This is a genomic window from Polynucleobacter sp. QLW-P1DATA-2, assembly GCF_001870365.1.
Taxonomy (GTDB): domain Bacteria; phylum Pseudomonadota; class Gammaproteobacteria; order Burkholderiales; family Burkholderiaceae; genus Polynucleobacter.
This window is the reverse complement of sequence record NZ_LZMQ01000003.1, coordinates 263823-290694: the sequence shown is the minus strand read 5'-3', so window position 1 is coordinate 290694 and position 26872 is coordinate 263823. Positions and strand designations below refer to the sequence as shown.

Here is a 26872-nt window from a genome sequence, read left to right as displayed (position 1 = left end):
ATTGCTTTCTTTGATGAGTTAATTCGGAGCTACGCCTTGAAGACCCGAATGCTGTATGAATTGCTTGAGCTTTCCGTTTGCCATCATTTGATCTACAAACTCATTGAGGTACTCAGCCGCGCCTTGGCGAGCAATCGGGGCTCCTAAAGCCAGATTTTCATATCCAATGACATCAGGCAATACTCTTGAACCTGGAACTGAGGCAGCCATCTGATACAGAATTGCTTTATTGGTAGAGAAACCATCGATCTCCCCTGTTTTCAACATCGCAATAGCTTGTTTGGTTGAGCTTGTCTGAACCAAAGTAGCATTCGGAATCAAAGTTGGCAACTCCGCCTGCGAATTACTGCCTACGCTATAGCCAATTTTAATCTTGGTACGATTAATTTCTGCTTGCGAATGCAGCGAACTCTTCGGGCCAATTAAAAATCCTTTTTCAATCCGGATGACCGTCTTTGAAAACGTAATATATTTCGCGCGGTCTGCACTAGCATTAGTAAAAACTAGATCAACCTCATTATTTTTTACGGCAGATAGAACATCAGCGTTTTTTTCAAACACCACTGGCGTATACTGCGAGCCGATTTGTGCGGCAAGACTTTCGCCAAGATCGTATCCAATGCCTCGAATCGGTTTTAAGCCCTCTGCTGGAAGAATAGACGTAGGCGTACCCTTATACAAACCCATTCTCAAACTACCCTGCGGCGCAAGAGTATTACTTGGTGCGCCTGCACAAGCAAATAACGCCAAACAAAATAATGTTGAGAGGATTCGTTTTCCGCTACGCCACAGTGTCATTCAATAACCTTTGTTAATCTGGCTGAATATTGGCTTCACGTACCAATTTTTCGTATCGTTTGCGCTCTGAATTCAAGTAGGCAGTAAATTGTGCCATTGTTCCAGGACTAACCTCTCCCCCAACAGAGCCCAATCGCTCTATCATCTCTTTAGATTGCAATGCTTTCTCCACCTGAGTATGGAGTATCTTCACGATTGCAGCTGGAGTCTTGGCGGGCGCAATCAAGCTATACCAAACGGATGCTTCAAAACCTGGGAAGCCAGACTCTGCCACTGTCGGTACATCCGGAAATAATGGTGAGCGCTTTGAACTCATGACGGCAACAATCTTAAGCTTGCCACTTTTCACATGAGGTGCCACTTCCAACATATTGACTGCAACTAAATCTAATTGACCGCCAATCAAATCCGTAATTGCAGGAGATCCACCCTTATAAGGAACATGCTTTAAAGAAATTCCAGCAGCTTGCTCAAAAAATTTCATAGCCATATGGGGAGTCGCCCCATTACCAGGAGTCCCATAGGTAATAAAATCAGGATTTGCCTTTGCGGCCTTAATTAAATCGGATAACTTTTGATATTTACTATCGGCTGATGTTGCAATTACCACTGGCACTCGTCCAATCATGGCAATTGGGGTGATGTCTTTATCAATGTCAAATGGTTGAGGCTTATACAAAGACATATTGGCTGCAAGTGCGTTTGCAGCAACCATCAAGGTGTAACCATCTGGCGGACTATCGATCAATTGCTTAACAGCGATATTAGTACCGGCTCCTGGTTTATTTTCAATGACTACTGGCTGCCCCATTGAAGTAGATAGACTTTGTCCTAAAGTCCTGGCAACCAGGTCAACAGCACCGCCTGGGGCATAGCCAACTAAAACCTTGATAGGCTTATTCGGATAGTCTTGAGCCAACAGATTGCCTGCAAATAGTAAGTTGATGGCAATACAGAAGCCAAAGATAATTTTTTTCATTTGATTTACTCCTTTGGAGCGCCTGACATTTTGACGATGCCTTCATAACGCTTAATTTCTGACTGTGAGAATTTAGTAAATTCCGCAACAGAGCCACCATCCACTTGCGCCCCAATAGATTGGAGACGCATTCTCACTTCAGGATCTTTGAGCACCTTGTTGAATGCAGTATTGAGCATTTCTGTTACATCCCTTGGAGCCCCTGCCGGAAGCATAACGCCATACCAAGCATTAGCTACCATCGGCACACCTGCTTCTCTCATAGTTGGCACGTTAGGTAACTCAGGAACACGTTTATCAGATGCTACGCCCAAGGCTTTTAGTTTGCCGCCCTTTATGTTAGCCATAGAGCCTGTATCAAGCATCATATCGATATGGCCAGCCATTAGATCTACTGCAGCAGGACCACTACCCTTATAAGGCACATGACGAATATCCAAACCTGTCACTGTTTTAAACTGCGCACCAGCTAGATGTTGTGAGGCACCAATACCAGCAGAGCCATAAGTAAATTTTCCTGGATTTTGCTTGGCATCATTCATTAAGTCCTTCAAGCTATTCCAAGGCGAAGATGCCGGAACAACCATGATGTTTGGAATCGTACATACCAACACCACTGGTGTGAAATCTTTTGCAGCATCAAAGCCTTGATTTGCAAATAGATGAGGGCCGGCAGCATTCGTTGAGCTAGTTGCCATCAAGATTGAATAGCCATCAGGCTTATCTTGAAGAAAGGCTTGAGTGCCAATATTGCCACCAGCACCACCTTTGTTCTCAACAAATACTGAGACACCCAACTCTTTAGTCAAAGGCTGAACCAAGATGCGGGCAACCTGGTCTGTTGCTCCACCTGGAGGCCATGGAACTAAAAATTTAATCGATTTATCTGGATATGCAGCATGTGAATAGAATGCGGCTACGCTCAAAATGCTAGCAATTAGCAAGCGCAACATCATAAGACACCCTTTTGCTTAAGAGTGACATCAATCCAAGCATCATCGTATTGACCATCCAAAATAGATTGAATGGTTTTGCGCTCAACAGCCTCTTTTTCTTTACCTAAGCGCGCACCCTCTAAAGCAATATTAGGAGATAAGGCAATGATGCCGTCACAGTCTCCTAAAATGACATCACCTGGATTTACCACCATGCCACCAATGGATACTTGGACATTAATACTGCCTGGGCCATCCTTATAAGGACCACGCATATTGACGCCGCGAGCCCAGCAAGGGAAGCGATGTTTTTCAAAAGCTTCTACATCACGAATTGCTGCATCAAATACCGCACCAATCGCACCTCTGGATTTGGCAACGGTCATCATGATTTCACCAAACAAGGCGCGGGAAATATCACCACCGCCATCTACCACTAACACGTCGCCTGGTTTGAGGATTTGCAGCGCCTTATGAAGCATTAAGTTATCACCGGAGCAAACGCTTACAGTAACTGCATTACCGCAAACAGATACTGGCGACTTATTAACAGGCAAAATATCCACCGCCCCAATAGTTCTCCCAAGAACATCACTTACCACTGAAGTGGCTAGGCCTGTTAAAGCGGCAATACCTTCCTTGAAGGCTTCTTTTCTGGGGTTAATTTGGTACCCATAACTCATACTGTCATCCTCTTTTATTTTGAAGTTTATGCACGCCTGTTACGTAGATATACTAAGATTTGTTCTTTAGTAAAAATATACCTTACTCAGTACATTTATAGACAAAAACTTACTGAAATGACCAAAAGCCTTAATAGAGACGAATTACTATCGATCGCCAAGTCTTTTGACCCTAAAGATAAGTGCCCTGACTGTAAGTCACTCACCTGTAATGGCTGGGAAAGTATCCCAGGTGGCTTCACAACAAACTCTCTAGAGTGCATTGGCACCCTAAGGGTAGAAGACGCTCCTGAATGCTGGGACGAAGATCATCCTAAAGGAACGGATATGTGGTCTAAGGATGCTCCGATCTCAATTGCCTTTCACCCTTATAACAAGTCTGAGGTATATGAATGTAAGCATTGTGGATGCAAGTACCTACGCTATACGGAAGCCGGTGGCTACTATGTGGATGAGCGAATCCGGGAGCTAAATTCAAGTCTGATTTCTTAAATTTCTATCCTTAAAATTCATAAAGAAAAAGCCCCGATCTCTCAGGGCCTTTTCTTTTGTGGTCCTTTGGAAGCTAAAGTCTTTAGGACTTCTTCTTGACTGGTGGCAAGTCTGTGCAGTGACCGTGAGCTGCTTCTGCAGCAAGACCTACTGACTCACCCAAAGTGGGGTGTGGGTGAATGGTTTTACCAATATCGACTGCATCAGCGCCCATCTCAATGGCAAGACATACTTCGCCAATTAGATCGCCCGCATGGGTACCGACAATGCCACCACCAATAATGCGATGGGTCTTAGCATCAAAGATTAATTTGGTGAAACCTTCATCACGACCATTGGCAATCGCACGACCACTAGCAGCCCATGGAAAGAGTCCTTTTTCATAGGCAATACCTTGAACCTTGCACTGCTCTTCAGTCAAACCAGCCCAAGCCACCTCTGGATCGGTATACGCAACCGATGGAATTTGCTTGGCATCAAAGTAAGATTTCTCACCTGCTGCTGCTTCAGCTGCAACGTGCCCTTCATGTACGGCCTTATGAGCCAACATTGGTTGACCAACCAAGTCACCAATCGCAAAGATATTGGGGACGTTGGTACGCATTTGCTTATCAACTGGAATAAATCCACGTTCATCGACTTGCACACCTGCTTTATCAGCAGCAATCTTCTTGCCGTTTGGAGTGCGACCAACGGCAACTAGAACTAAATCATAGGTCTGTGGCTCAGAAGGTGCATTCTCACCCTCAAAACTGACTTGTATGCCGTCCGGCTTAACTTCAGCCTTAGCAGCACGGGTCTTGAGCATGATCTTTTCAAAGCGCCCGGCATTGAACTTCTCCCAGACTTTTTCCAAATCACGGTCTGCGCCGGCCATGAGGCCATCCATCATCTCAGCAATATCAATACGTGAACCCAAGGTGCTATAGACCGTTGCCATCTCAAGGCCAATAATGCCGCCACCGATAACTAACATTCTTTTCGGAATACTCTTTAGTAAGAGTGCTCCAGTGCTATCCACAATTCGAGGATCTTCTGGCAAGAAAGGCAACTTTACCGGTTGACTACCCGCCGCAATAATGGCCTTCTGAAAGCGCACCACTTCTTTTTGACCTGTTAAGTCTTGGCCATCGCCACCTGTTAATTCCACTTCAACGTGATTGGCGTCTAAGAAACGGCCTAAGCCACGCACAACTTTTACTTTACGTGCTTTTGCCATGCCAGCTAATCCGCCAGTGAGTTTGGCAATGACGGATTCTTTATAGCCACGCAATTGATCAATCTCAATCTTAGGTGCGCCAAAGGTGATGCCATGTTTAGCCATAGTCTTAACTTCATCCATGACAGAAGTGGTGTGCAGCAATGCTTTGGATGGAATACAGCCGACGTTCAAGCACACACCACCTAAAGTGGCATAACGCTCTACGAGAACGGTATTCATACCCAAGTCAGCGCTACGGAATGCCGCGCTATAACCACCAGGGCCTGCACCCAGAACCAATACTTCACACTCATGATCTACCTTGCCGCTGTACTGGCCTGCTTTTGGCGCTGGAGCTAGCGCAGCAGGCGGAGGTGTTTGTGCCGGAGTAGATGCTGCTGGTATAGCAGCAGGTGCCGCTGAGGCAGCACTTGCCTCAATTTCAGCAATGACAGTTCCCTTGCTGACTTTGTCACCCAACTTGACAGCAATACTAGTAACCGTTCCGGCAGCATCTGCTGGAACTTCCATAGTGGCTTTGTCTGATTCAAGCACCAGCAAGGGCTGCTCTTTTTCAATGACATCACCAACTTTAATCAATACTTCAATTACTGGGACATCTGAGTAATCGCCAATATCTGGAACGAGGATTGTTTGCTTAGCCATAAACCCTCCTTACAGCGAAGCGCGACGGAAGTCGGCTAAGAGTTGTGCAATATACACATTAAAGCGTGTTGCCAATGCGCCATCAATCACGCGATGATCTGCAGAGAGTGATAATGGGCAAACAAGGCGAGGCACAAATTGCTTGCCATCCCAAACTGGCTTCATAGCAGCTTTGCTAACACCTAAGATTGCCACTTCAGGTGCATTCACAATCGGAGAGAAGTAGGTGCCGCCAATGCCGCCTAATGAAGAAATAGTGAAGCTAGCGCCTTGCATTTGATCTGGCTTCAATTTGCCATCACGCGCAAGGGCAGCCAACTCAGAAGTCTCTTTAGCTAATTCAAAGATGCCCTTCTTATCAGCATCTTTAATTACTGGCACAACCAATCCTGTCGGCGTATCTGCAGCGAAGCCAATGTTGAAGTATTTCTTGAGAATCAGATCATCACCGTCGAGTGAGCTATTGAACTCTGGGTATTTCTTTAGAGCAGCAACAGCCGCTTTCATTAAGAAAGCGAGCATCGTAATTTTGACGCCCTTCTTCTCATTCTCTTTATTAGTGAGAACACGGAAGGCTTCTAAATCAGTAATGTCAGCATCTTCGTGATAAGTAACGGCAGGAATCATCACCCAGTTGCGGCCTAAGTTAGCTGCAGTGAGTTTCTTAATGCGATTCAATGGTTGACGCTCAATCTCACCAAACTTCGTGAAATCAACCTTCGGCCATGGAATTAAATTCAGACCGCCCAAGCTACCGCCACTTGAGGCTGCGGCTGGACTACCGGCGCCGCCGCTCATGGCTGCTTTTATAAAAGCTTGTACATCTTCTTGGGTGATACGCCCTTTGGGACCAGAACCGCTTACTTGAGCAATGGTGACGCCGAGCTCACGCGCAAACTTGCGTACGGATGGACTAGCGTGACTGACTCCAGCATCCGCTGGCGGAGGCGTATTGCTAATTGGTGGAGGAGCTGGCGCTCTTGGAATGGGGGGCTCCACTGTTTTTGCTACTGGAGCTACAGAGGCTGGGACGGCTGCAGCAGGCGCAGCAGAAGTAGGCAATCCACTTTCTAGAATCACGACAACAGATCCCTCAGAAAGACTATCGCCGACTTTGACTTTGACTTCTTTGACTATGCCCGAGTGAGATGAAGGGACATCCATCGTGGCCTTGTCTGATTCCAGAACAACAATAGATTGCTCTTTCTCAACCTGATCACCAGCTTTTACTAAAACTTCAATGACAGGCACATCTTTATAGTCGCCGATATCTGGGACTTTGATTTCAATCGCTCCGCCACCTGAATTTACGGGTGCTGCAGTACTTACTGCCGCAGCTGGAGCACTAGCTATCACTGGCGCTGACACTGCCGCACCCTCTTCCAGAGTAATGACAACAGAACCTTCGGAAAGGTTATCGCCAATCTTGACTTTGACTTCTTTAACTATGCCCGAGTGAGATGAGGGCACATCCATAGTGGCCTTGTCAGATTCCAGAACAACAATAGATTGCTCTTTCTCGACTAAATCACCTGGCTTAACAAGAACCTCAATGACAGGTACATCTTTATAGTCACCAATGTCCGGAACTTTGATTTCAATTATTTGACTCATGAATTAATCTCGTATTAAACCGTCATTGGGTTTGGTTTAGTGATGTCGATGCCATATTTCTTAATAGCTTCGGCCAATTTTTGACGATCAAGCTGACCTGCATCAACCAATGATCTCAAGGCAGTAATCACGACCCAACGGCGATCAACCTCAAAGAAGTCGCGCAGTTTTTCACGAGTATCGGAACGACCGAAGCCGTCAGTACCCAATACTTCGTAACGACGACCGATGTGCTGAATCGCTGGACGAATCTGCTCAGCAAACAAGCGCACATAATCAGTTGCAGCAATAATCGAGCCAGAGGTATCTTTTAAGCACTTCTCAACATGAGACAGTGTTGGTGTCGCGGTAGGATTCAAGAGATTAGCGCGGTGCACTGCGTTCCAATCACGCCCTAGCTCTGTAAAGCTTGGGCAACCCCACAAATCAGAAGCAATACCCCAATCTTTTTGGAGTATTTCTGCTGCCTCAATCACTTCACGGAAAATCGTACCTGAGCCCAAGAGTTGAACGCGTAACTTAGCATTGCTATCACCAACAGACTTCAATTTGTACATACCTTTGATGATGTCTTTCTCAGCACCCTTAGGCATTGCCGGATGAGCGTAGTTCTCATTCATCAAAGTGACGTAGTAGTAAACATCTTCCTGCACTTCAAGCATGCGACGCATACCATCTTGAATGACTACTGCTAATTCAAAGGAAAACGTTGGGTCGTAGCTGATGCAGTTTGGAACAGAACCACTCCAAAGATGGCTGTGACCATCCTCATGCTGTAGGCCTTCACCGTTTAAAGTGGTTCTACCTGCCGTGCCACCTAACAAGAAACCACGGCTACGCATATCACCCGCTGCCCAAGCTAAGTCGCCAATGCGTTGGAAACCAAACATCGAGTAGAAAATATAGAACGGCAGCATTGGCACGCCATGCGTTGAGTAAGAAGTTGCAGCGGCGATCCAGTCACACATACCGCCCGCTTCATTAATACCCTCTTGCAGAATCTGGCCAGTCTTGTCCTCTTTATAGAACATCAATTGATCGTGATCTTCTGGTGTGTAGAGCTGACCCAATTGATTCCAAATACCGAGTTGGCGGAACATGCCTTCCATACCAAAAGTACGGGACTCATCCGGAACGATTGGCACTACCCGTTTACCCAATACTTTGTCACGGACAATAGTGTTGAGCATGCGCACAAATGCCATCGTAGTAGAAATCTCACGGCCTTCAGAAGTTGCCTCGAGCAATGGTGCAAATACATCCAATGCTGGAACAGGCAAGCTTTCGGCTTTCATACGACGTTGTGGCAAATAGCCGCCCAAGTCTTGGCGACGCGCCTTCATGTATTCGAGTTCTGGAGTGCCTTCAGCAAACTTCACTAAAGGCATTTCATCAAGTTGATCATCTTTTACGGGAATCTCAAAGCGATCGCGGAAACGACGAACGTCGTCGTCATTCATCTTCTTCGCCTGGTGAGCAATATTCATTGCTTCACCAGAACCGCCCATACCATAACCCTTGATGGTGTGTGCCAAGATCACTGTCGGCTGATCTTTATGATTTACCGCTGCATGGAAGGCTGCATAAACTTTATGTGGATCATGACCGCCACGATTCAACTGCCAAATCTCATCATCACTCCAGTCAGAAACCAAAGTTTTGAGTTCGGGCGTGTTGAAAACCGTTTCACGTACATAGGCACCGTTCTTGGCTTTCATGGTTTGGTATTGGCCGTCAACGATCTCGCCAAGGCGCTGCATCAAAATGCCCTTCTTATCACGAGCAAACAGAGCATCCCATTGACCGCCCCACACCACCTTAATTACATTCCAACCAGCACCACGGAACTCACTTTCGAGCTCTTGAATAATTTTTCCGTTACCGCGAACTGGCCCATCTAAGCGTTGCAAATTACAGTTGACGACAAAGATGAGGTTATCGAGTTTTTCGCGGCCAGCCATGCCGATCGCGCCCAGGGATTCCGGCTCATCGGTTTCACCATCACCCAAGAAGGCCCAAACCTTACGACCCTGCTCTTGAATAAATCCACGGTCTCTTAAATACTTCATGAAGCGAGCTTGGTAGATCGCCATGATGGGGCCCAGACCCATTGATACTGTTGGGAACTGCCAGAAGTCTGGCATTAGCCAAGGATGTGGATAGCTAGATATACCTTTGCCACCAACCTCTTGACGGAAATTATTCAGCTGATCATCACTTAAGCGACCCAACATATAAGCACGTGCATATACGCCGGGCGCTGAGTGGCCTTGAACAAATATCAGGTCACCACCATGCTCTGGCGATGGTGCATGCCAGAAGTGATTAAAGCCAATGTCATACAAAGTAGCCGCTGATTGGAATGAAGAAATATGTCCACCAACGTTGGTATCTTTATTCGCACGCAGAACCATCGCCATTGCATTCCAACGAGTGTAAGAACGAATACGGTGCTCGACGTTTTGATCACCCGGTAAACGCGCTTGGTTTTCTACAGGGATCGTATTGATATAGGGTGTCTCTGCATGAAAGGGTTGATTTACCCCATTCACTCGTGCATGAGAAATTTGTTGATCGATGAGATATGCAGCTCTCTCAGGACCTTCGTTGCGAATAACGCCATCTAAGGCTTGCAACCATTCTTGAGTCTCTCCAGGATCTGCGTCCTGATCATTTTGTTTACCTAAAAATTGGTCTGGAACTGCGGCCATATCTTGTCTCCAATAGATACATCAGTTACGTCATCATTAGTGATTCACTTTATAGGCAACATTCTAGGAAGGTATATGGGTGTAAACAAGCAATTTTCCACATAATGATAATATTTCTCATAATATGGAATTTTATTGCGATGCAAATAAAGATTATTGCAATAGTCAAGAAACCCATTTCCTAGCCCTAATAAGGCAAAATGGGCTATTCCTATGAAATCCACGGCTTTATACAACTTAATCTTTAGGCCTCTCCAATGGATCCGCAAAATACGGGGATTTAATCTCGTATACACCCCTCTTCTTGCCATCGTGCTCTTTACTTCAGTAATGGGCATCATTTTGGGCACGCTCCACCTTCAAGAAAAGAATCAACAAGAAGCAGCTCTATTTAGAGAGCTTTCCTTTGCCAAGCAACGAATTCAGATGCGATTTGCGAATAATCTTGAGTCACTCACCGCCATTAATCGTGAAATTGCAGCCAGTGCTGATGATGCAAAACTTAAACAGCTAGTTCAAGATCAAGCAGATGATCTAGCAATTAACAATCATGAAGTAGTTAAAGTGATTTGGCTGAGTGAAAAAAATCAGCGCATCTGGACTATTCCACCGAATAACAAAACAGACTGGTTTAGCAAAACACAAAATGATCAGGCTGCCAACGAGGGCCTTATCAGTGCAATTGAATTAAGCAGAGTTACCAGTAGAGCTGCATTTAGTCCATTCATCACATTAAACCTGCCCAGCGAAGAACCGCTAGCCAAAGAGAGAAGGACCGTCTTTTGGCAAGTCGTCCCCAATATTGCTGGCGGTGAAGTCATTGGCTTTTTGGCAGTTCTCTACACCGCCCAAGGCGTACTCGATGTGATCCCTGGTGAGCTAAAGGCTCACTATCGCTTTACCTTATTAACCGATAAGGACCGAGTTCTTGGAATCTCCTCTGACCGAGATGTCCCCAAACGCGCCTTTAGCAATCAAACCAGTTTAGATATTGGCGTATTAAGTCCAAATATGACTTTACGCATTGACACCTACCCGCCTCCAACCAATCTGACTTTCCGCATGTTGATTGGCGTTGTATTGGGATTATCCGCATTTGTGATTTGGAGCTTGTGGTCGGTTCTAAAACAAATGCAAGTGCGACAAGAAGCGGAAGCCAATTTACGTACTGAAACGAACTTTCGTAATGCTATGGAAGATTCCACCCCAGTGGGTATTCGTGCGCACGATATGGATAAGCGCATCACCTATGTGAATCGCGCATTTTGTGAAATGAGCGGCTGGAGCGCTCAAGAGCTCATTGGCCTTAAGCCACCCTTCCCTTTTTGGCCAGATGGACGACGGGATGAATTGCTGGAAAAAATGAATCGCGCTCTTCAGTTAAGTGTCAGCGCCAATGCGAATAAGGGAATTGAAGGCGCTATTCTCAGGCGGGACGGCTCATTAATTCAGACGCGTACGTTCATTGCCCCTCTTATTGATGAAAAGGGCAAACAAACTGGCTGGGTCACCTCATTAATCGACATCTCTGAGCCTAAGAAGATCCGCGAAGAATTAGCTGCTGCGCAAGAGCGCTTCACGACTGTGCTTGAAGGTCTTGATGCAGCCGTTTCTGTGGTGTCACTAGAGACAGATGAACTGTTATTTGCAAATCGTTTCTATCGCGAGAATTTTGGCAATGACTCTAAAGGGCACTTTCAACTTGCCCACCAAGAAAACAATATCAAAACTTTGCACAATATTGCAGAGGATCTCCAGGACTCTCCTCCCGGAATACCAGCATCATTTCTGTATCAAGAGTCCGAATCTGAAGAGGTGCAATTAAGTGATGGCAGCAACAAATGGTATGAGGTGCGACGCCGCTTTATTCCTTGGGTTGACGGACATCTTGCACAGCTATTAATTGCTACTGATATCACCATCCGCAAAGAAGCCGACGATATTGCTCGGCAACAAGAAGAGCGCATGCAATTTACTAGCCGTTTAACCACCATGGGTGAAATGGCCTCCTCCTTAGCGCATGAGCTAAATCAACCCCTCTCAGCGATTTCAAACTATTGCATGGGCGTTGCCAAGCGACTAGAAGGAAACATCGATCCAGCACTAACTAAAGATATTTTGCCGGCGCTCGAGAAAGCATCCGCCCAAGCGCATCGCGCAGGAACCATCATTCAACGCATTCGTGGTTTTGTAAAACGCAGCGAGCCTCAACGCAAATTGACCGCCATTAGCGACATCATCAATGATGCCGTTGGCTTGGTTGAAATTGAAGCGCACCGTCATCGCCTCACTATTGCGTCTGAGTTGGCGGAAAATCTGCCTGAAGTGGATATTGATCCTGTATTAATCCTGCAGGTTTTGGTTAATCTACTGAAAAATGGCTTGGACAGCACGAGAGAGGCCTACCCCCTCTCCTCTCGCTGGTCGGCCCCTCCCGTCAAAATTAGTGCTGATCTAGACACCAGCATTTTTCCAGCCATGCTCCGCATCCAAGTCAGCGATGGCGGGGCTGGGATTGCAGAATCGGTCTCACAGCGCATGTTTGAGCCCTTTTTCAGCACCAAATCGGATGGAATGGGTATGGGGCTCAATATTTGCCGCTCTATTATTGAATCCCATCATGGTCGACTTTGGGCCACCAACACCATGGATGCGGAACACACTAAGCTGGCCGGCTGCACCTTTACAATACAGATACCCTTGGAATCCCCTGAAACTACGGGTAATGTTTAATGGCCTTACCAATCGAATTATCTTGCGAGACCCAAAATGAACTTAAGCGCTAGCACCAAACCAAATCAGGCAGAAGTTGTCTACGTCGTTGATGATGACGAAGCAGTACGTGACTCACTTACTTGGCTTCTTGAAAGCAATGGTTATGTAGTCCGCTGCCATGCAAGCGCCGAACGTTTCTTGCAGTCTTTGCAAAGTACGGATAAGTCTACGATCTCTTGCGCCATTCTGGATGTACGTATGCCCGGAATGTCTGGTCTTGAATTACAAGAGCGCTTGATTAGCGAAAATTTACCAATGCCTGTGGCCTTCATTACTGGTCACGGTGATGTCTCGATGGCAGTTTCTACTATGAAACGTGGTGCCGTCGATTTCATCGAAAAACCTTTTAAAGAAAATGACCTGTGTGGGTTGGTTGATCGCATGCTTGCTAAAGCACGGGTTGATTACTCACAAGCTAGCCAACGCAAGATTACCCAAAGCTTGCTTAGCAAACTCACAGGTCGTGAGCGTCAAGTTTTGGAGCGCATTGTTGCTGGTCGCCTGAATAAGCAAATTGCTGATGACCTTGGCATCTCCATTAAAACGGTTGAGGCACACCGCGCCAACATTATGGAAAAGCTAAATGTCAATACAGTAGCTGACCTCCTGCGCCTTGCTCTATCTGATCCACAACCGAATTAATCTTTGTCTCAATCACTAACCGCAATGCCTGCTCAATTACTCGACGGAAACGTCCTCTCTAAGAAACTGCGCGCAGAGATTGCTGCGCGTGGCGCCATTGTTACTGCTAAAGGAGTTCGCCCAGGTCTAGCAGTAATCGTTGTTGGTGAAAATCCCGCCAGCCAAGTGTACGTTCGTAACAAAGTCAAAGCCTGTGAAGAGGTGGGCTTTCACTCTATTCTCGAACGCTACTCTGCTGAATTGGGGGAAGAAGAGTTGCTTGCCCGTATCGCCACCTTAAATGCCGATCCTGCAATTCATGGGATTTTGGTGCAGTTACCGCTACCCGAACATATTGCTGCTGAGCGCGTACTCGAAGCGATCGCTCCAGAAAAGGATGTTGATGGTTTCCATGTTGCTAATGCTGGTGCCCTCATGGTTGGCCAACCAGAATTCAAGCCCTGTACTCCTTATGGATGCATGAAGATTCTCGAAAGTATTGATTACCCAATCCGTGGTGCTCGTGCAGTCATTATTGGCGCATCCAATATTGTGGGCAAACCTATGGCTATGTTGCTCCTGCAAGCTGGAGCAACAGTCACGATTTGCAACAGTAAGACCCGTGATCTAGCCCACCACACCAAAGATGCGGACATCCTGGTGGTTGCCACTGGCAAACCCAAGATGATCTCCGGTGATATGGTTAAAAATGGTGCTGTAGTTATTGATGTGGGTATTAATCGCCTACCCGACGGTAAGCTTTGTGGTGACGTCGATTTCGATACTGCCAAGTATGTCGCTGGTTGGATTACCCCCGTTCCCGGTGGTGTCGGCCCTATGACTATCACCATGCTCCTCATGAATACTTTGGAGGCTGCTGAAAAAGCAGCCAAGCCATAGATCCATTAAGCTAGAGGGATGACTACATCCCTCAAAAATACCCTCCCCCCTGCTCTACAAAATAATCCCCTGTTGACCTTTGGTCGTGGGATTGCCGCTTACTCTGAAGTTAAGCCCGAACACATCACTCCAGCAATTGAGTATTTGCTCAAGCATGCTCAGGATGCAGTTGACCTCGCGACCGACTCAAAGACGCCATCGACCTGGGATCAATTAGCGGAGCCTTTGGAAGATGCAACGGAAGCTCTAGGTAGATCTTGGAGTGTGATCTCTCATCTCAATAGCGTTGCTGATACCCCTGAGCTAAGAGTCGCATATGGCGTGATGCTTCCCGAGGTCACCGCATTCTTTTCTAGTCTTGGACAAAACTTAGCGCTCTATCAAAAGTTCAAAGAACTGAGCAAGAGTCCTGAGTTCGCCAAACTCAATCGTGCGCAGAAAAAAGTGATTGAAAACTCTATGCGAGACTTCCGGCTTGGAGGTGCAGAACTCAGTGATGCTGATAAGCCACGCTTCTCACAGATTCAGGATGAACAAGCCATTCTAGGCAAGGCATTTTCAGATCATGTCTTAGATGCCACCGATGGATTTGTGCACCTCATTAGCAATGAAGCCGATCTGATCGGCCTCCCGGAAGATGTCAAAGCAGCGGCGGCCGACACCGCAGAGCAAAAGAACCTGCAAGGCTGGGCGTTCACCCTGCACTTCCCGTCCTACTACCCAGTAATGCAATACTCGGAGAATCGAGCGCTGCGTCGCCTGATGTACGAGGCCTATGTGACCCGCTCGTCTGAGCTTGCGCCTGAATATGCCAAAGGCAAGCTGGATTGGGATAACACACAGAACATGCTCGATCAATTGCGCTTACGTGATGAAGAAGCACGCATGCTTGGCTATGCTAATTTTGCAGCGCTCAGCTTGGCGCCGAAAATGGCCAATACCGTAGATGAGGTTGACCTCTTCCTCACGAACTTTGCTAGCAAGTCGAAACCATTCGCTCAAAGGGACTGGAAAGAACTTTGTGAATTTGCCAAGACTGAATTGGGCTTAAATGATGGGTTGCAACCTTGGGATACTGCTTTTGCAGCCGAGCGCTTAAAGCAAGCGCGTTATGCATTCTCAGAGAATGAGCTCAAGCAATATTTCCCGCTTCCAAAAGTATTGGATGGTTTATTTGACGTTATCCAGACATTGTTTGGCGTCAAAATTGAATCTGCTGACCTGCCCACTTGGCATGCTGATGTGCAATCCTTTGCCGTAAAAGATCAAACAGGAAAAATAAGGGCTTATTTTTATTTAGACCCCTATGCCCGCCCCGGCAAACGTGGCGGTGCCTGGATGGATGATGCTCGCGGCCGCAGAGAGCTACCTAATGGCGAGATTCAGGTGCCAGTAGCGTATTTGGTATGTAACTTTGCACCACCCGTTAAGGTTGATGGCATCTTACGTCAGCCCACCATCACCCATGATGATGTCATTACCCTCTTTCATGAAAGTGGTCATGGACTACACCATCTGCTTACTCAAGTTGGTGCCTTAGGCGTCTCAGGGATTAACGGCGTTGAATGGGATGCCGTGGAGTTGCCAAGTCAATTTATGGAAAACTTCTGCTGGGAATGGGAGGTGCTTGAAAAAATGACGGCACATGTGGAAACAGGCGAATCCCTTCCACGTGAGTTATTTGAAAAGATCCTGGCTGCTAAGAATTTCCAGAATGGTTTGATGACCTTGCGTCAAATTGTGATGTCATTAACCGATTGGAGATTGCACTCACACTTTGATGCAAAAGATGCACAAGGGCAAGCTGTGCTCGAACTATCCAGAAAAATAGCTGCTGACTTTAATGTCATTCCTCAGCCCGAGATTTCACGCTGGATTAATACTTTTAGCCATATCTTTGCTGGTGGTTATGCAGCGGGTTACTACAGTTATAAGTGGGCTGAGGTTTTATCAGCTGATGCCTATTCAGCCTTTGAAGAGGCCTCCAAACTCACTGGCTCAGTACTTGATCCTCAAACAGGAACTCGCTACAGAGAAGAAATTCTGGAGGTTGGTGGTAGCCGCCCTGCTGCTGAATCCTTTAAGGCATTCCGCGGTAGAGAGCCCAGTATTGATGCGTTACTCCGGCACGGTGGATTGGCTTAATTAGAAAATACATCTCGCTTAATCCACCCAAGTGGGATGTTTTTCCATCACTGAGTTGAATAACTCAGACTTGAGGTGATGCTCTAGCCATTTTTTAGTTTTTGGAAATGGCAAGCGATCAAATTCGTGTGGATTTACCATCGAGAACTGCCTGATGAACGGAAAGATAGCGACATCTACCCATGTCATTTGCTTGCTCAACAAGTATTGATTTGCATTGAGTGCCTCTTCAAGGGGTTTGAGCATTAATGCAATTGCACTACTTAGTATGGCTTCAGGATTGAACTCGGGATGTCGATTAGGATATTTGTATTGGTCCAAGAGTTTTTTAAATGGGCCGTCATTCTTATCAATCCATTCTTTTGCCAACCCCACATCAACACTCTTCCAGCCATCCGGATCAAACTTTTCCAGAGCCCAATGCATGATGTCTAGGCTTTGATCAATAATCTTTTCGTTTGTGCACAGAACAGGAACAGTACCCTTAGGTGAGGCTTCGAGCATCGATTTTGGCTTATCTCTTAAAGCAATCTCGCGGTGCTCATACTCAATGCCAGCATATTTCAATGCCATGCGAGCCCTCATGGCATAAGGGCATCTTCTGTAGGAGTACAAAATGGGCATCATAGATGCACGAATGGATGTAGTTAGCCTAAGCTTTTTTGATGGTGGCAATTACTGGAGCATGGTCAGACGGCTGCTCCCAGGCTCTTGGCTCTTTATCCACTCCGCTAGCGCTACATTTTTCTTTGAGGGCTTCACTAAGCAAGATGTGATCAATACGCATGCCTGCATTTCTTCTGAAGCCCATCATGCGATAGTCCCACCAGCTATAGGTTTTGGGTGCTTGCTCAAACATTCTGAAGGAATCAGAGAAGCCAAGGTTGATGAGTTCCTGAAAGGCATTGCGCTCTGGTGGGGAGACTAAATTCTGCCCTTCCCATGCCTTAGGATCGTGGACATCTTGATCTTCAGGAGCGATATTGAAATCACCCAATAGGGCCAGGCGTTGGTTTTGCTCCAGTTCACTTGCTAGCCAAGTTTGTAGTGAGTGGAGCCAATTGAGCTTGTAAGCAAACTTATCGCTATCAGGTGACTGCCCGTTAGGGAAGTAGGCTGATACCAGTCGTACTGGCTGCATACCAGCGAAAGGAATCGTTGCAGCCAGAATGCGCTGCTGCTCATCTTGGTAGTTCGGTATGTTTCTGATGGGTTTTAAGAAAGTAGTAGCAGCATCTGAGGCAATCGAGGCTAATGCAGCCTTACGCACAATGATGGCGACACCGTTATAGGTCTTTTGCCCTGCAGCAAGACTAAGGTAGCCAGCTGCCTCTAATTCTGAATGGGGGTACTTATCATCCGTAAGCTTAAGCTCTTGCAAGCAAAGCCCATCAATCGGCTCTTTCTTTTTTTCCTGATCTTGCAACCAACGAAGTACGTGTGGAAGGCGAACTTTTAAGGAATTCACATTCCACGCCGCAATTCGAATTGAATCAGTCATCTATCCCCAGTTCCTGCAGTTTTCTTGTAATCGTATTGCGGCCAATACCCAGACGCTGAGCAGCCTCAACTCGGCGACCACGTGTAACCTCCAACGCAGCTTGCAATACAGCCTTCTCAAAACGTGAGCATAGCGCATCGTAGACTTCTTTGTCACCGTCTTGCAGCATTTTGACTGCTAAACGACCAAGACCACTTTCCCAATCACCTGAAACAGATTTTGTAGCCACTGGATTGCTTGGTGAAGACTCACCCTGTAAAACCACTAACTGGTCCGTAGCCTCTGACACAATATCGGCCAGCAGATCACTCACACCGATTACATTGGCAGGAGTCATAACGGTTAACCAATGACAGAGGTTCTCAAGCTGACGAACATTACCTGGGAAAGGCATGTTACTCATCTCCTTGAGTACTTCATCGGAGAGTTTTTTGGGTTCTACATTTAAAGACTTGGCACAAGTAAGCATGAAATGCTTTGCCAAGATTGGAATATCTTCACTACGCTCGCGCAAAGCAGGCATGCGCAAACGAATCACATTAAGGCGATGCATTAAGTCTTCGCGGAACAAGCCTGCGACAACACGTTGCTCTAGATTTTGATGAGTAGAGGCAATGATGCGAACATTAGCCTTGATTGGATCCTGCCCACCAATGCGGTAGAAGTGTCCGTCTGTTAGTACGCGCAAGAGTCTGGTTTGTAAATCAAATGGTAAATCACCAATCTCACCCAGGAAGAGCGTGCCCCCATCCGCTTGCTCAAAACGTCCACGACGCAATGTCTGAGCCCCAGGGAAAGCGCCACGCTCATGACCAAAGAGCTCTGATTCCAGTAAATCTTTAGGTGCTGCGGAGGTACTCAGCGAGATGAATGGCCCCTTAGCTCGAGGACTATGCTTATGCAGTGCATGCGCCACCAACTCTTTACCCGCACCAGACTCACCAGTAATGAGCACGGTTGCATGAGATTGAGCCAGACGACCAATGGCTCGGAAAATCTCTTGCATAGCAGGAGCTTGACCAATAATATCAGCGGAGTCCTGTCTCAAACCAGAAAATTCTTTAGCGCCTGATTCGCTTCGGATACCCTGCTCTGCCGCACGATGAATTAACTCCACTGCTTTTTCTACATCAAATGGTTTTGTAAGATATTCAAAAGCACCGCCTTGGAACGATGACACTGCAGAATCCAAATCTGAATATGCTGTCATGATGATGACGGGCAAATTAGGATGACTTGCTTTGACATGCTGCAAGAGATCTAATCCATTGCCACGCGGCATACGGATATCTGAAATTAAAACCTGTGGAGTATCTTTTTCCAGCGCGTTTAGCACATCATTTGGATTGGAGAAACTCTTATGGGGAATATTCTCTCGGGCCAAGGCTTTTTCTAAAACCCAACGAATAGATTGGTCATCGTCGACGATCCAAATTGGTTTCATGATGCTTTCTCCTGCCTGCGGTATGGAATTTGAATGTGGAAATCGGTACGTCCAGGGCGACTATCACAAGCAATAAAGCCCTGATGTTGTTGAACAAAGGTTTGTGCCAAAGTAAGGCCTAAGCCGCTACCCCCTTCTCGTCCAGAAACTAGCGGAAAGAAAATGCGCTCAATAATTTCTTTAGGAATTCCAGGGCCGTTATCAATGACATGCAAATCCATTGCCAACTTATAGCGATGTTTTGCAATCGTGACAGAACGCGCCACCCTCGTCTTTAATTCAATTTGCGCAACACCCTGACTCATCTCCTCGGAAAGAGCCTGTGCAGCGTTATGCACAATATTAAGTACTGCTTGAATCAGTTGCTCACGATCACCCAAGACATCTGGCAAGCTAGTGTCATAGTTCCGAATGATGCGTAGGCCCTTGGGAAACTCCGCCAACACCAAACTACGAACGCGCTCTAGTGCCTCATGTACATTGAAGGATTCAATCACATGAGCCTTGCGATGGGGTGCCAATAGGCGATCCACTAAGGTCTGTAAGCGATCGGATTCTTTAATAATGACTTGTGTATATTCACGCAAGCCTTTTTCAGGCAACTCAAACTCCAGCAACTGAGCTGCCCCTCGAATACCACCCAATGGGTTTTTAATCTCATGCGCTAGATTGCGCATCAATTGCTTATTTGCTTCCACTTGTTGCGTTACACGCTCATCACGCTCACTACGCAACTGCTGATCAATTGGAAACCATTCCATCATGATTAATGCGGGATCCTCTAATGCAGCTACCACCACATGAGCCGGAATGCTATCTTGGTGAATACTGCCCGGCAAAGAATGAAGGATCATTTCTTGGCGGTTCGCCATAATGTGACCGAGCTTTACTTCAGCAATCATGCTGTTTAAGGCCTCATTGTCACCGAATAAATCATACACAGATTGGCCCTCAAGTGATTTACGTGAGAGATCAAGCGCTGACTCAGCAGCAGCATTCACATAAACCAATTGTTGACTTTCCGCCTCAAAAACCACAATGGCATTAGGCATCTGATCGAGCAATGTCGGAAAAAAAGGAGCAGCCGAAGCTGCTCCCTTGAACGAATTGCGCAACAAACCTGCGCTCAAGTTCTCTCCTTCGCTTACAGGGAGTAGTACATATCAAATTCGATCGGATGTGTGGTCATACGGAAGCGTGTGACATCATCCATCTTCAAATTGATATATGCATCAAGCATGGACTCAGTGAATACTCCACCGCGAGTCAAGAACTCGTGATCCTTCTGCAATGCGTCCAACGCCTCTTCCAAGCTTGCGCAAACAGTTGGGATCTTTGCATCTTCTTCTGGTGGCAAGTCATAGAGGTTCTTGTCAGCAGCATCGCCAGGGTGAATCTTGTTCTGCACACCATCCAAGCCTGCCATCAACAAGGCAGAGAATGCCAAGTATGGGTTAGCCAATGGATCTGGGAAACGTGTTTCGATACGACGACCCTTAGGGCTCGCTACGTGTGGAATACGAATAGAGGCGGAACGGTTACGTGCAGAGTAAGCCAACTTCACTGGAGCCTCAAAGCCTGGAACCAAACGCTTGTATGAGTTTGTACCTGGATTAGTAATCGCGTTCAATGCTTTAGCGTGCTTAATGATGCCGCCGATGTAGTAGAGCGCAAACTCAGACAAACCTGCGTAGCCGTTACCAGCAAACAAGTTCTCACCGTTCTTCCAAACGGATTGGTGAACGTGCATACCAGAGCCGTTATCGCCAACTACTGGCTTAGGCATAAAGGTTGCAGTCTTGCCATAAGCATGGGCAACGTTTTGAACAACATATTTTTGCCAGATAGTCCAGTCAGCACGCTGTACCAATGTGCTGAACTTGGTGCCCAACTCATTTTGACCTTGACCAGCAACTTCATGGTGATGAACTTCCACTGGAATACCCAATGACTCAAGAATCAAACACATTTCAGAACGCATATCTTGGAATGCATCTACTGGAGCAACTGGGAAGTAACCGCCCTTCTTGCCTGGACGATGGCCAGTGTTACCACCTTCGATTTCTGCGCCAGATGACCATGGAGCCTCTTCGGAATCAATCTTCACAAAGCAACCCTGCATGTCGGCACCCCAACGAACGCCATCAAAAATGAAGAATTCTGGCTCTGGACCAAAGTAAGCGGCGTCACCCAAACCAGTGCTCTTCAAATACGCTTCAGCGCGTTTTGCAATAGAACGTGGATCACGGTCGTAACCTTTTCCGTCTGCTGGCTCGATAACATCACATGTGAGAACCAAAGTTGGCTCTTCATAGAATGGATCGATGTAAGCCGCTGTTGGATCTGGTTTGAGCAACATGTCAGATGCTTCAATACCTTTCCAGCCCGCAATAGATGAACCGTCAAATGCATGACCATCTTCAAACTTGCTTTCATCGAACGCAGAGATAGGAACAGAAACGTGCTGCTCTTTGCCCTTTGTATCTACAAAGCGGAAATCAACGAAAGTACATTCTTTCTCTTTAACTAACTTCATTACATCAGCGACGGTCTTCGTCATGCAAATCTCCTCTATTAACTAAACTCGGAATTCAATATCAAGGCATACACCCTTGTTCATTCCAGGCATCAAAACTGCCTAATGGATGTATGTAATTTACTGAAGCAAACAACGGGGAATAGTCATTATTGCACTAATTGAGTGCTCAATTACCCCTTTTATCGCCTAAAAATTGGTATTTTGCACTTATTTAGTGCAAATTTGAGTTAGGTGATATCGTGGACCTCGTAACCCAGCTCTTGAGTGCCCGCTCTTAGGGCAATCCAAGCACTTTCTAGCAAGTTTGCATTCCCTTTGATACCTAATTCAATATGCCTCTGAGCATAAACGCCTCCCCTGCTGGCATCGCCGACAGATGGGAGACTAAAGACCTTCACCCCAGGAAAATTGGCCTCTATACGCTCCATTAAGGGGGTCAAAGTGGACTCAATACCCTTTGGCACGATAAAGCTTTGCTCTGCCCAGTTTTCTTGATGGAAGAGATCTTGATAGTGTGTATCTAAGCACCAAGCCATCATGGGTGCTGCCATCACTGGAAAGCCAGGAAGAAAGTGGTGTTCTTTAATTCGAAAACCTGGGATTTGGTTGTATGGATTGGGAATAATTTCACTGCCAAGCGGAAACTCACCCATCTTGAAGCGATGCTGATTTTCTGGAGTATTCAAATCCGCTTTCATCGGATCACCCTCGGCCATCGACTGAATGCGTCCGGCAATCAGCTCTTGTGCGGTCGGATGAAGTTCTGTTTTAGTACCTAATGCAAGCGCAGCACATTGACGCGTGTGATCGTCAGGAGTTGCGCCAATCCCGCCAGTACTAAATACGATATCGCCGCTAGCAAAGCTATCTTTTAAGGTGGCAGTAATTTGCTCAGGATCATCAGCAACATATTTAGCCCATGCAAGACTCAAACCACGCTCATTCAAGAGCTCAATGAGCTTGCTCATGTGTTTATCTTGACGGCGACCAGACAGAATCTCATCACCAATCACAATCAAACCAAATCGCCTTGTCACCGAATCTTTTGCTGGCACATCTACTGCTACTTTTTTGATTACATCAACCATGATAGGGAAGCTCCGGATCTACTATGCGTGATTCAACTGTTAATGATTTTTCTAATTCTTCTTGCCTCAGTGTCTGTAAAGCATCCAATAAAAAATGGCTAAACCAGAGAGCGGCAAAAAACAAAGATGAGGGAGTAAACCCAAAGGGCAATAAAACTCACGATAGGAAATAACACTAATGCAAGTGCCGAAGTGGCCCAGAAGAAGGTTGGAACTGCGCCGATCATGCCCGAGACAATACCCATAGTGAGCAATGCCCAACGGTATTTATCCAATAAGAGGTCACGCTCGTCTGTACTCGCGTGTTTAGCTAATACGTCATAAGACATCAAGCGCATTGTGAGCCAACCCCAAAGCAAAGGGGGCAACACTGCCACAAGTGGAGGCACCCACCACACAGGCAGAGTCAACATCACCAATACCAAGCAAATCAATGCAGACCACAGCGTGTATACCAGGCTACCAAAGAAGCCACCACCCCGCTTACATTCCAAATCGCGATAACTAGCTTGCTTGACCACGATATTCACAACGGCAGGCACCGTTGAGAAAGCAATAAATACCAAAAGGCTAATTGTGATTAAAGGAATGATGAGCATCACAAAAAATAGCGGTGCAATCCATGCTCGTGCATTTTCAAAGCCAGCCCAAATTAGGCCCTCTTGAATCCAGCTAGTAAACATCGAAGTTGTCAGGAAAACACTTAACGCCTCTAGAGCTGGTGTCCAGGTTAGCCAAATGAGGCAGCCCCACAAGACAGAGACAATCAAAAAAGGGCGCAAGCTTAACCACAGTATTCGAGGATGCATCGTTCCCACGAGTGCAAGCCCAAACGATTTAAATACTTGCTGTACTCCGACCATATAACCCCTATGACATGCACATTGGCATGTTTACTTTGGCAATAATTCTTTAAAGGCGTGAACCAGGCCTTGCCACTGCTGCGTGACCACATTTTGAGAAACGGTTAAGTTTCTCACCCCTGTGGGATAAGCCACCTTTGGGAAGATAGCAGTCTTCAATGCCATATCCCACCATGGAAATAAAATACCAAAATTACATCCGCCCAATACCCCAGACTTTCCAATAGCCTCGTGCCCATAACCTACAGCATGATGCATACGGTGATACATCGGCGATATCAAGAAATAGCGTGCTGCACCCAGATGGACTTTGATATTGGCGTGCTGCCAACTTTGAATAAATTGACTCAAGGCAACTAGCGCAATAAATTGACCTGGAGAAACGCCGAATAGAAGCGCAAAGAATGCCATCACTACTGCACGCATGATGTCATCTAAAAAATGATTGCGATTATCAGACCATGCAGTCATCACCGTTTGGCTGTGATGTAAGGCATGCAACTGCCACCACCAATGAAAGGCATGTGATGCACGGTGATAACAGTAATCCACAAAATCAAGCAATACAAGGTAGAGCAAGAAACTCACTACTGGAATTGATGTGATTCCTGGCCACCAATTTTCAACATTGAGACGATCAAATCGAAAATCATGCAAGACAGAATCTAGTTCAAAGAAGGAGCCTGATAAAGCAATAAATATCAAACCGTGAAAAACCCCCAAACGATGAAACAAGGTATAGAAGAGGTCTGCCTTAGTTGATGACGCAAAGCGCTCTTGCACCTCTGCTGGGGCCAAGCGCTCCCAAGTTCTGAGCACTACTACGATCAACAGTATTTGAATACAGCCAAATAAAAACCAATCCACCCCATCAAACACATCCTCTGCCCAAGACATCAAGTCCAACTGATACAAAATGGGTGCCACGATATTGGAGAAGACCCATTCCTGGATTACGCCATAGGCATTTGAAACTTCAGAGGGGATGGCAGCGAAATTCATGCTTTATTTTGACTGATCTACCGATTTTTTGGGCGGCATCGATTCTTTGAGTTCTATGGGTATCAAGCCAAAACAAAATCCACGCTGCTTTAAGTTCACAATTAACTGCTCCAGCACTGCTGGCGCCCATGGGTCCTTTCTGGACCAAATACCCAAATGAGCCATGGTGATGTCGCCATCCCTGATGTCTCGACTTGCCCTCTCTAGCAACACACTGTTGGGATGTTTATCAGAATTCAGCTCATCCCCTAGGAACCCAGCATTTGCCCAACCAATATGTTGATAGCCACACATATCCCCCATCCGAACGAGTGTCGGTGAGGTTTTCCCACCAGGAGCACGCCAGATTTTTTGCAATGGCTGCTGAGTCATTTCTTGGAAGCGTTGATCAACGCGGCGAATCTGTTTGCACATCGTCGCCTCGTTATACAGAACAGTCTCTCCAGCCTTTGGACCAAATTGAGGCTTTTCAAAGACCTGACCCTTAGGCCCATCTTTGACAAAGTAGTCGTGATCATAGGTATGGCTACCAAAATGATGCCCTTCTTTAGCGAGCTCCTGCCAAAACGGTTTCCAAGACTCATCTAAAGCGTAATCACCGCGGAAGGTTTTTTCATTTGCCAAAAAGAATGTGGCCTTAACATCCTGGCGCTTCAAAATTTCCGCAACCTTCTGAGCAACAGACATATTGCCAGTATCAAATGTCAAATAGACTGTCTTATTACAACTGGCTGTTTGAGCAATACTGTCAAATGAAAAACAGCCGAACATAAGCGCGGCTGCTGATAGAGCGATTTGATAGCGCTTCATCCTCTTACTCCCAAGAGGCCCTTGGATAGAAGAAGACGCCATGTGGAGACTTGCCCACCGGAATGACATCTAGCAATTTCATTGAGGGAATGTCGATGATGCCCACCTTCTTAGCAAAGCGGAAAGTGACCCACATTGTTTTGCCATCAGGGGTAATCTCCATATCATCCGGACCAGAGGGCAGACCCGTGATATCGCCTGTCTTCTCTAAGGTTTGCATATCAATCAAGCTGATAGAGGGGGCGATGCGATTGCTCACAAAGACATGACGCTTATCACCCAAGGGGCGGAAATTATGAGCGCCCTTACCCGTAGGAATACGTTTTACTTCTTTGCGATTTTTCCAGTCGATGACCTGCACATTATCTTCACCAGTAATACCTACCAAAAGATATTGATCGCCAGGAGTCATCCATAAGCCCGCAGGAACTTTGCCAGTGGGCATGGTCCAAAGCACTGTTTGGGTTTCTAAATCAATTGCAGCGAGCTGACTAGAATCTTGCAAAGTAATGAAAGCGATTTTGCTATCTGCAGTAAATGCAATGTGACTTGGTGTTTTAGCTAATTTAATAGTCTTAGCCAATTTTAGATCCGTACCATTCGCAGCATAAATATCGACTCGGTTTAAGCGATTGCCATTCACTACAAACCATTTGCGATTCGGTGAATATCCAATCTGGTAAGGGTCAATGATGCTCGGCAAGCGCCCTGTTATTTCACCGGTGATGGGATTCATCAATACAACATCATTACCAGCAGCATTGGCTACCAATAAGGTTTTCTGATCTGGGGTCATCATTAGATGATGCGGCTCTTTTCCTACTGGAAAAGTTTTCACCACTTGACGAGTGGTCATGTCAATCAGACTTACTGATGCAGAGCCTGAATTCAAAATCACGGCCAATTTGGGTTGTGTGTTTGTTACGCCAGGCGGCTGAGACACCCCCAGAGGAGCGCTAGTATTTGGGGCGGTTTGGGCAAGCAGGAAAGAACTTGGAAAAGAGGTTAATAAAGCCGATGCCGCAATAATGCGAATGCTTCTAAAGAGGGTGAATTTATACATACCCCTATTGTAAGCAATGCAGGGGCTTAAAAACCCCCTAAT

Annotated in this window: 22 protein-coding genes; 5 read left to right on the top strand and 17 right to left on the bottom strand. The window is 46.4% G+C overall.

The window, feature by feature from the left end; genetic code table 11:
* Positions 1-18 precede the first annotated feature (18 nt).
* Genes A9236_RS03985 through A9236_RS03970 form a run of 4 tightly spaced genes read right to left on the bottom strand, consistent with a single transcriptional unit; the run spans position 19 to position 3395 of the window.
* Positions 19-798, bottom strand: a complete 780-nt coding sequence (locus A9236_RS03985) for a transporter substrate-binding domain-containing protein (RefSeq protein WP_071467800.1) — start codon at positions 796-798, stop codon at positions 19-21.
* Positions 799-811: 13 nt separating this feature from the next.
* A complete protein-coding gene (locus A9236_RS03980) occupies positions 812-1777 on the bottom strand; it encodes a tripartite tricarboxylate transporter substrate binding protein (RefSeq protein ID WP_071465542.1) in 966 nt (321 codons plus the stop codon).
* 5 nt (positions 1778-1782) lie between these two features.
* Positions 1783-2733 carry a tripartite tricarboxylate transporter substrate binding protein gene (locus A9236_RS03975; RefSeq protein ID WP_071465541.1) on the bottom strand — a complete coding sequence of 317 codons (951 nt, stop codon included), beginning with the start codon at positions 2731-2733 and terminating at the stop codon, positions 1783-1785.
* Entirely contained in the window at positions 2730-3395 is a 666-nt protein-coding gene (locus A9236_RS03970; protein WP_071465540.1) for an RraA family protein, read from the bottom strand. Before A9236_RS03970 ends, A9236_RS03975 begins: the two co-directional genes overlap by 4 nt.
* A gap of 117 nt (positions 3396-3512) precedes the next feature.
* Between A9236_RS03970 and A9236_RS03965 the strand changes: the two genes are divergently transcribed.
* Positions 3513-3887 (top strand): hypothetical protein, encoded by a 375-nt coding sequence (locus tag A9236_RS03965; protein ID WP_071465539.1) that lies wholly within the window; start codon positions 3513-3515, stop codon positions 3885-3887.
* 82 nt (positions 3888-3969) lie between these two features.
* Here the strand turns inward: A9236_RS03965 and lpdA are convergent, their stop codons facing one another.
* From lpdA to aceE, 3 genes are read right to left on the bottom strand one after another with little or no spacing between them, the layout of a single operon-like run.
* Positions 3970-5754 carry a dihydrolipoyl dehydrogenase gene (lpdA, locus tag A9236_RS03960; protein ID WP_071465538.1) on the bottom strand — a complete coding sequence of 595 codons (1785 nt, stop codon included), beginning with the start codon at positions 5752-5754 and terminating at the stop codon, positions 3970-3972.
* A 9-nt stretch (positions 5755-5763) separates the two neighbouring features.
* A complete protein-coding gene (gene aceF / locus A9236_RS03955) occupies positions 5764-7368 on the bottom strand; it encodes a dihydrolipoyllysine-residue acetyltransferase (RefSeq protein WP_071465537.1) in 1605 nt (534 codons plus the stop codon).
* Between the two features lie 14 nt (positions 7369-7382).
* The gene (gene aceE, locus A9236_RS03950) at positions 7383-10079 is read right to left on the bottom strand and encodes a pyruvate dehydrogenase (acetyl-transferring), homodimeric type (protein WP_071465536.1); all 2697 of its coding nucleotides are present in this window, start codon (positions 10077-10079) and stop codon (positions 7383-7385) included.
* Positions 10080-10292: 213 nt separating this feature from the next.
* Here aceE and A9236_RS03945 point away from each other — a divergent pair, with 213 nt between their 5' ends.
* The 4 genes from A9236_RS03945 to A9236_RS03930 are packed head-to-tail and all read left to right on the top strand — an operon-like array spanning position 10293 to position 16520.
* Complete coding sequence (locus tag A9236_RS03945; protein WP_071467799.1) at positions 10293-12812, top strand: PAS domain-containing sensor histidine kinase; 2520 nt, start codon at positions 10293-10295, stop codon at positions 12810-12812.
* 36 nt (positions 12813-12848) lie between these two features.
* A complete protein-coding gene (locus tag A9236_RS03940) occupies positions 12849-13496 on the top strand; it encodes a response regulator transcription factor (RefSeq protein WP_071467798.1) in 648 nt (215 codons plus the stop codon).
* Positions 13497-13520: 24 nt separating this feature from the next.
* A complete protein-coding gene (gene folD, locus A9236_RS03935; protein ID WP_071467797.1) occupies positions 13521-14375 on the top strand; it encodes a bifunctional methylenetetrahydrofolate dehydrogenase/methenyltetrahydrofolate cyclohydrolase FolD in 855 nt (284 codons plus the stop codon).
* Positions 14376-14393: 18 nt separating this feature from the next.
* Positions 14394-16520, top strand: coding sequence for a M3 family metallopeptidase (locus A9236_RS03930; RefSeq protein WP_071467796.1), 2127 nt, complete (start codon positions 14394-14396; stop codon positions 16518-16520).
* Between the two features lie 18 nt (positions 16521-16538).
* Here A9236_RS03930 and A9236_RS03925 read toward each other — a convergent pair whose 3' ends face one another.
* From A9236_RS03925 to A9236_RS03880, 10 genes are all read right to left on the bottom strand, one after another.
* Positions 16539-17144 (bottom strand): glutathione S-transferase, encoded by a 606-nt coding sequence (locus A9236_RS03925; protein WP_255400130.1) that lies wholly within the window; start codon positions 17142-17144, stop codon positions 16539-16541.
* Between the two features lie 28 nt (positions 17145-17172).
* The gene (gene xth / locus A9236_RS03920) at positions 17173-18021 is read right to left on the bottom strand and encodes an exodeoxyribonuclease III (RefSeq protein ID WP_201721716.1); all 849 of its coding nucleotides are present in this window, start codon (positions 18019-18021) and stop codon (positions 17173-17175) included.
* The gene (gene ntrC, locus A9236_RS03915; protein ID WP_071465530.1) at positions 18014-19465 is read right to left on the bottom strand and encodes a nitrogen regulation protein NR(I); all 1452 of its coding nucleotides are present in this window, start codon (positions 19463-19465) and stop codon (positions 18014-18016) included. The genes xth and ntrC overlap by 8 nt, the downstream gene beginning before the upstream one ends.
* A complete protein-coding gene (gene glnL / locus A9236_RS03910) occupies positions 19462-20583 on the bottom strand; it encodes a nitrogen regulation protein NR(II) (protein WP_369821181.1) in 1122 nt (373 codons plus the stop codon). The genes ntrC and glnL overlap by 4 nt, the downstream gene beginning before the upstream one ends.
* A 26-nt stretch (positions 20584-20609) precedes the next feature.
* On the bottom strand, positions 20610-22025 hold the full coding sequence (gene glnA, locus A9236_RS03905) for a type I glutamate--ammonia ligase (protein ID WP_071465528.1): 1416 nt from the start codon (positions 22023-22025) through the stop codon (positions 20610-20612).
* Positions 22026-22231: 206 nt separating this feature from the next.
* Positions 22232-23092, bottom strand: coding sequence for a molybdopterin-binding protein (locus A9236_RS03900; protein WP_255400121.1), 861 nt, complete (start codon positions 23090-23092; stop codon positions 22232-22234).
* 98 nt (positions 23093-23190) lie between these two features.
* Entirely contained in the window at positions 23191-23955 is a 765-nt protein-coding gene (locus A9236_RS03895) for an EI24 domain-containing protein (protein WP_236638687.1), read from the bottom strand.
* 30 nt (positions 23956-23985) lie between these two features.
* Entirely contained in the window at positions 23986-24957 is a 972-nt protein-coding gene (locus A9236_RS03890; protein WP_071465526.1) for a sterol desaturase family protein, read from the bottom strand.
* A 3-nt stretch (positions 24958-24960) separates the two neighbouring features.
* The gene (locus tag A9236_RS03885) at positions 24961-25767 is read right to left on the bottom strand and encodes a polysaccharide deacetylase family protein (protein WP_071465525.1); all 807 of its coding nucleotides are present in this window, start codon (positions 25765-25767) and stop codon (positions 24961-24963) included.
* Between the two features lie 4 nt (positions 25768-25771).
* Complete coding sequence (locus A9236_RS03880; protein ID WP_083393490.1) at positions 25772-26830, bottom strand: cytochrome D1 domain-containing protein; 1059 nt, start codon at positions 26828-26830, stop codon at positions 25772-25774.
* Positions 26831-26872 lie beyond the last annotated feature (42 nt).

Excerpts from the sequence above, each read along its gene's own strand:
- lpdA (WP_071465538.1), bottom strand. The coding sequence starts at position 5,754 with ATGGCTAAGCAAACAATCCTCGTTCCAGATATTGGCGATTACTCAGAT.
- A9236_RS03880 (WP_083393490.1), bottom strand. The coding sequence starts at position 26,830 with ATGTATAAATTCACCCTCTTTAGAAGCATTCGCATTATTGCGGCATCG.
- glnA (WP_071465528.1), bottom strand. The coding sequence starts at position 22,025 with ATGACGAAGACCGTCGCTGATGTAATGAAGTTAGTTAAAGAGAAAGAA.
- A9236_RS03965 (WP_071465539.1), top strand. The coding sequence starts at position 3,513 with ATGACCAAAAGCCTTAATAGAGACGAATTACTATCGATCGCCAAGTCT.
- ntrC (WP_071465530.1), bottom strand. The coding sequence starts at position 19,465 with ATGAAACCAATTTGGATCGTCGACGATGACCAATCTATTCGTTGGGTT.
- A9236_RS03945 (WP_071467799.1), top strand. The coding sequence starts at position 10,293 with ATGAAATCCACGGCTTTATACAACTTAATCTTTAGGCCTCTCCAATGG.
- A9236_RS03985 (WP_071467800.1), bottom strand. The coding sequence starts at position 798 with ATGACACTGTGGCGTAGCGGAAAACGAATCCTCTCAACATTATTTTGT.
- A9236_RS03975 (WP_071465541.1), bottom strand. The coding sequence starts at position 2,733 with ATGATGTTGCGCTTGCTAATTGCTAGCATTTTGAGCGTAGCCGCATTC.
- aceE (WP_071465536.1), bottom strand. The coding sequence starts at position 10,079 with ATGGCCGCAGTTCCAGACCAATTTTTAGGTAAACAAAATGATCAGGAC.
- A9236_RS03885 (WP_071465525.1), bottom strand. The coding sequence starts at position 25,767 with ATGAAGCGCTATCAAATCGCTCTATCAGCAGCCGCGCTTATGTTCGGC.
- A9236_RS03930 (WP_071467796.1), top strand. The coding sequence starts at position 14,394 with ATGACTACATCCCTCAAAAATACCCTCCCCCCTGCTCTACAAAATAAT.
- A9236_RS03890 (WP_071465526.1), bottom strand. The coding sequence starts at position 24,957 with ATGAATTTCGCTGCCATCCCCTCTGAAGTTTCAAATGCCTATGGCGTA.
- A9236_RS03925 (WP_255400130.1), bottom strand. The coding sequence starts at position 17,144 with ATGCCCATTTTGTACTCCTACAGAAGATGCCCTTATGCCATGAGGGCT.
- folD (WP_071467797.1), top strand. The coding sequence starts at position 13,521 with ATGCCTGCTCAATTACTCGACGGAAACGTCCTCTCTAAGAAACTGCGC.
- A9236_RS03970 (WP_071465540.1), bottom strand. The coding sequence starts at position 3,395 with ATGAGTTATGGGTACCAAATTAACCCCAGAAAAGAAGCCTTCAAGGAA.
- A9236_RS03940 (WP_071467798.1), top strand. The coding sequence starts at position 12,849 with ATGAACTTAAGCGCTAGCACCAAACCAAATCAGGCAGAAGTTGTCTAC.
- A9236_RS03895 (WP_236638687.1), bottom strand. The coding sequence starts at position 23,955 with ATGGTCGGAGTACAGCAAGTATTTAAATCGTTTGGGCTTGCACTCGTG.
- xth (WP_201721716.1), bottom strand. The coding sequence starts at position 18,021 with ATGACTGATTCAATTCGAATTGCGGCGTGGAATGTGAATTCCTTAAAA.
- A9236_RS03980 (WP_071465542.1), bottom strand. The coding sequence starts at position 1,777 with ATGAAAAAAATTATCTTTGGCTTCTGTATTGCCATCAACTTACTATTT.
- aceF (WP_071465537.1), bottom strand. The coding sequence starts at position 7,368 with ATGAGTCAAATAATTGAAATCAAAGTTCCGGACATTGGTGACTATAAA.
- A9236_RS03900 (WP_255400121.1), bottom strand. The coding sequence starts at position 23,092 with ATGGTTGATGTAATCAAAAAAGTAGCAGTAGATGTGCCAGCAAAAGAT.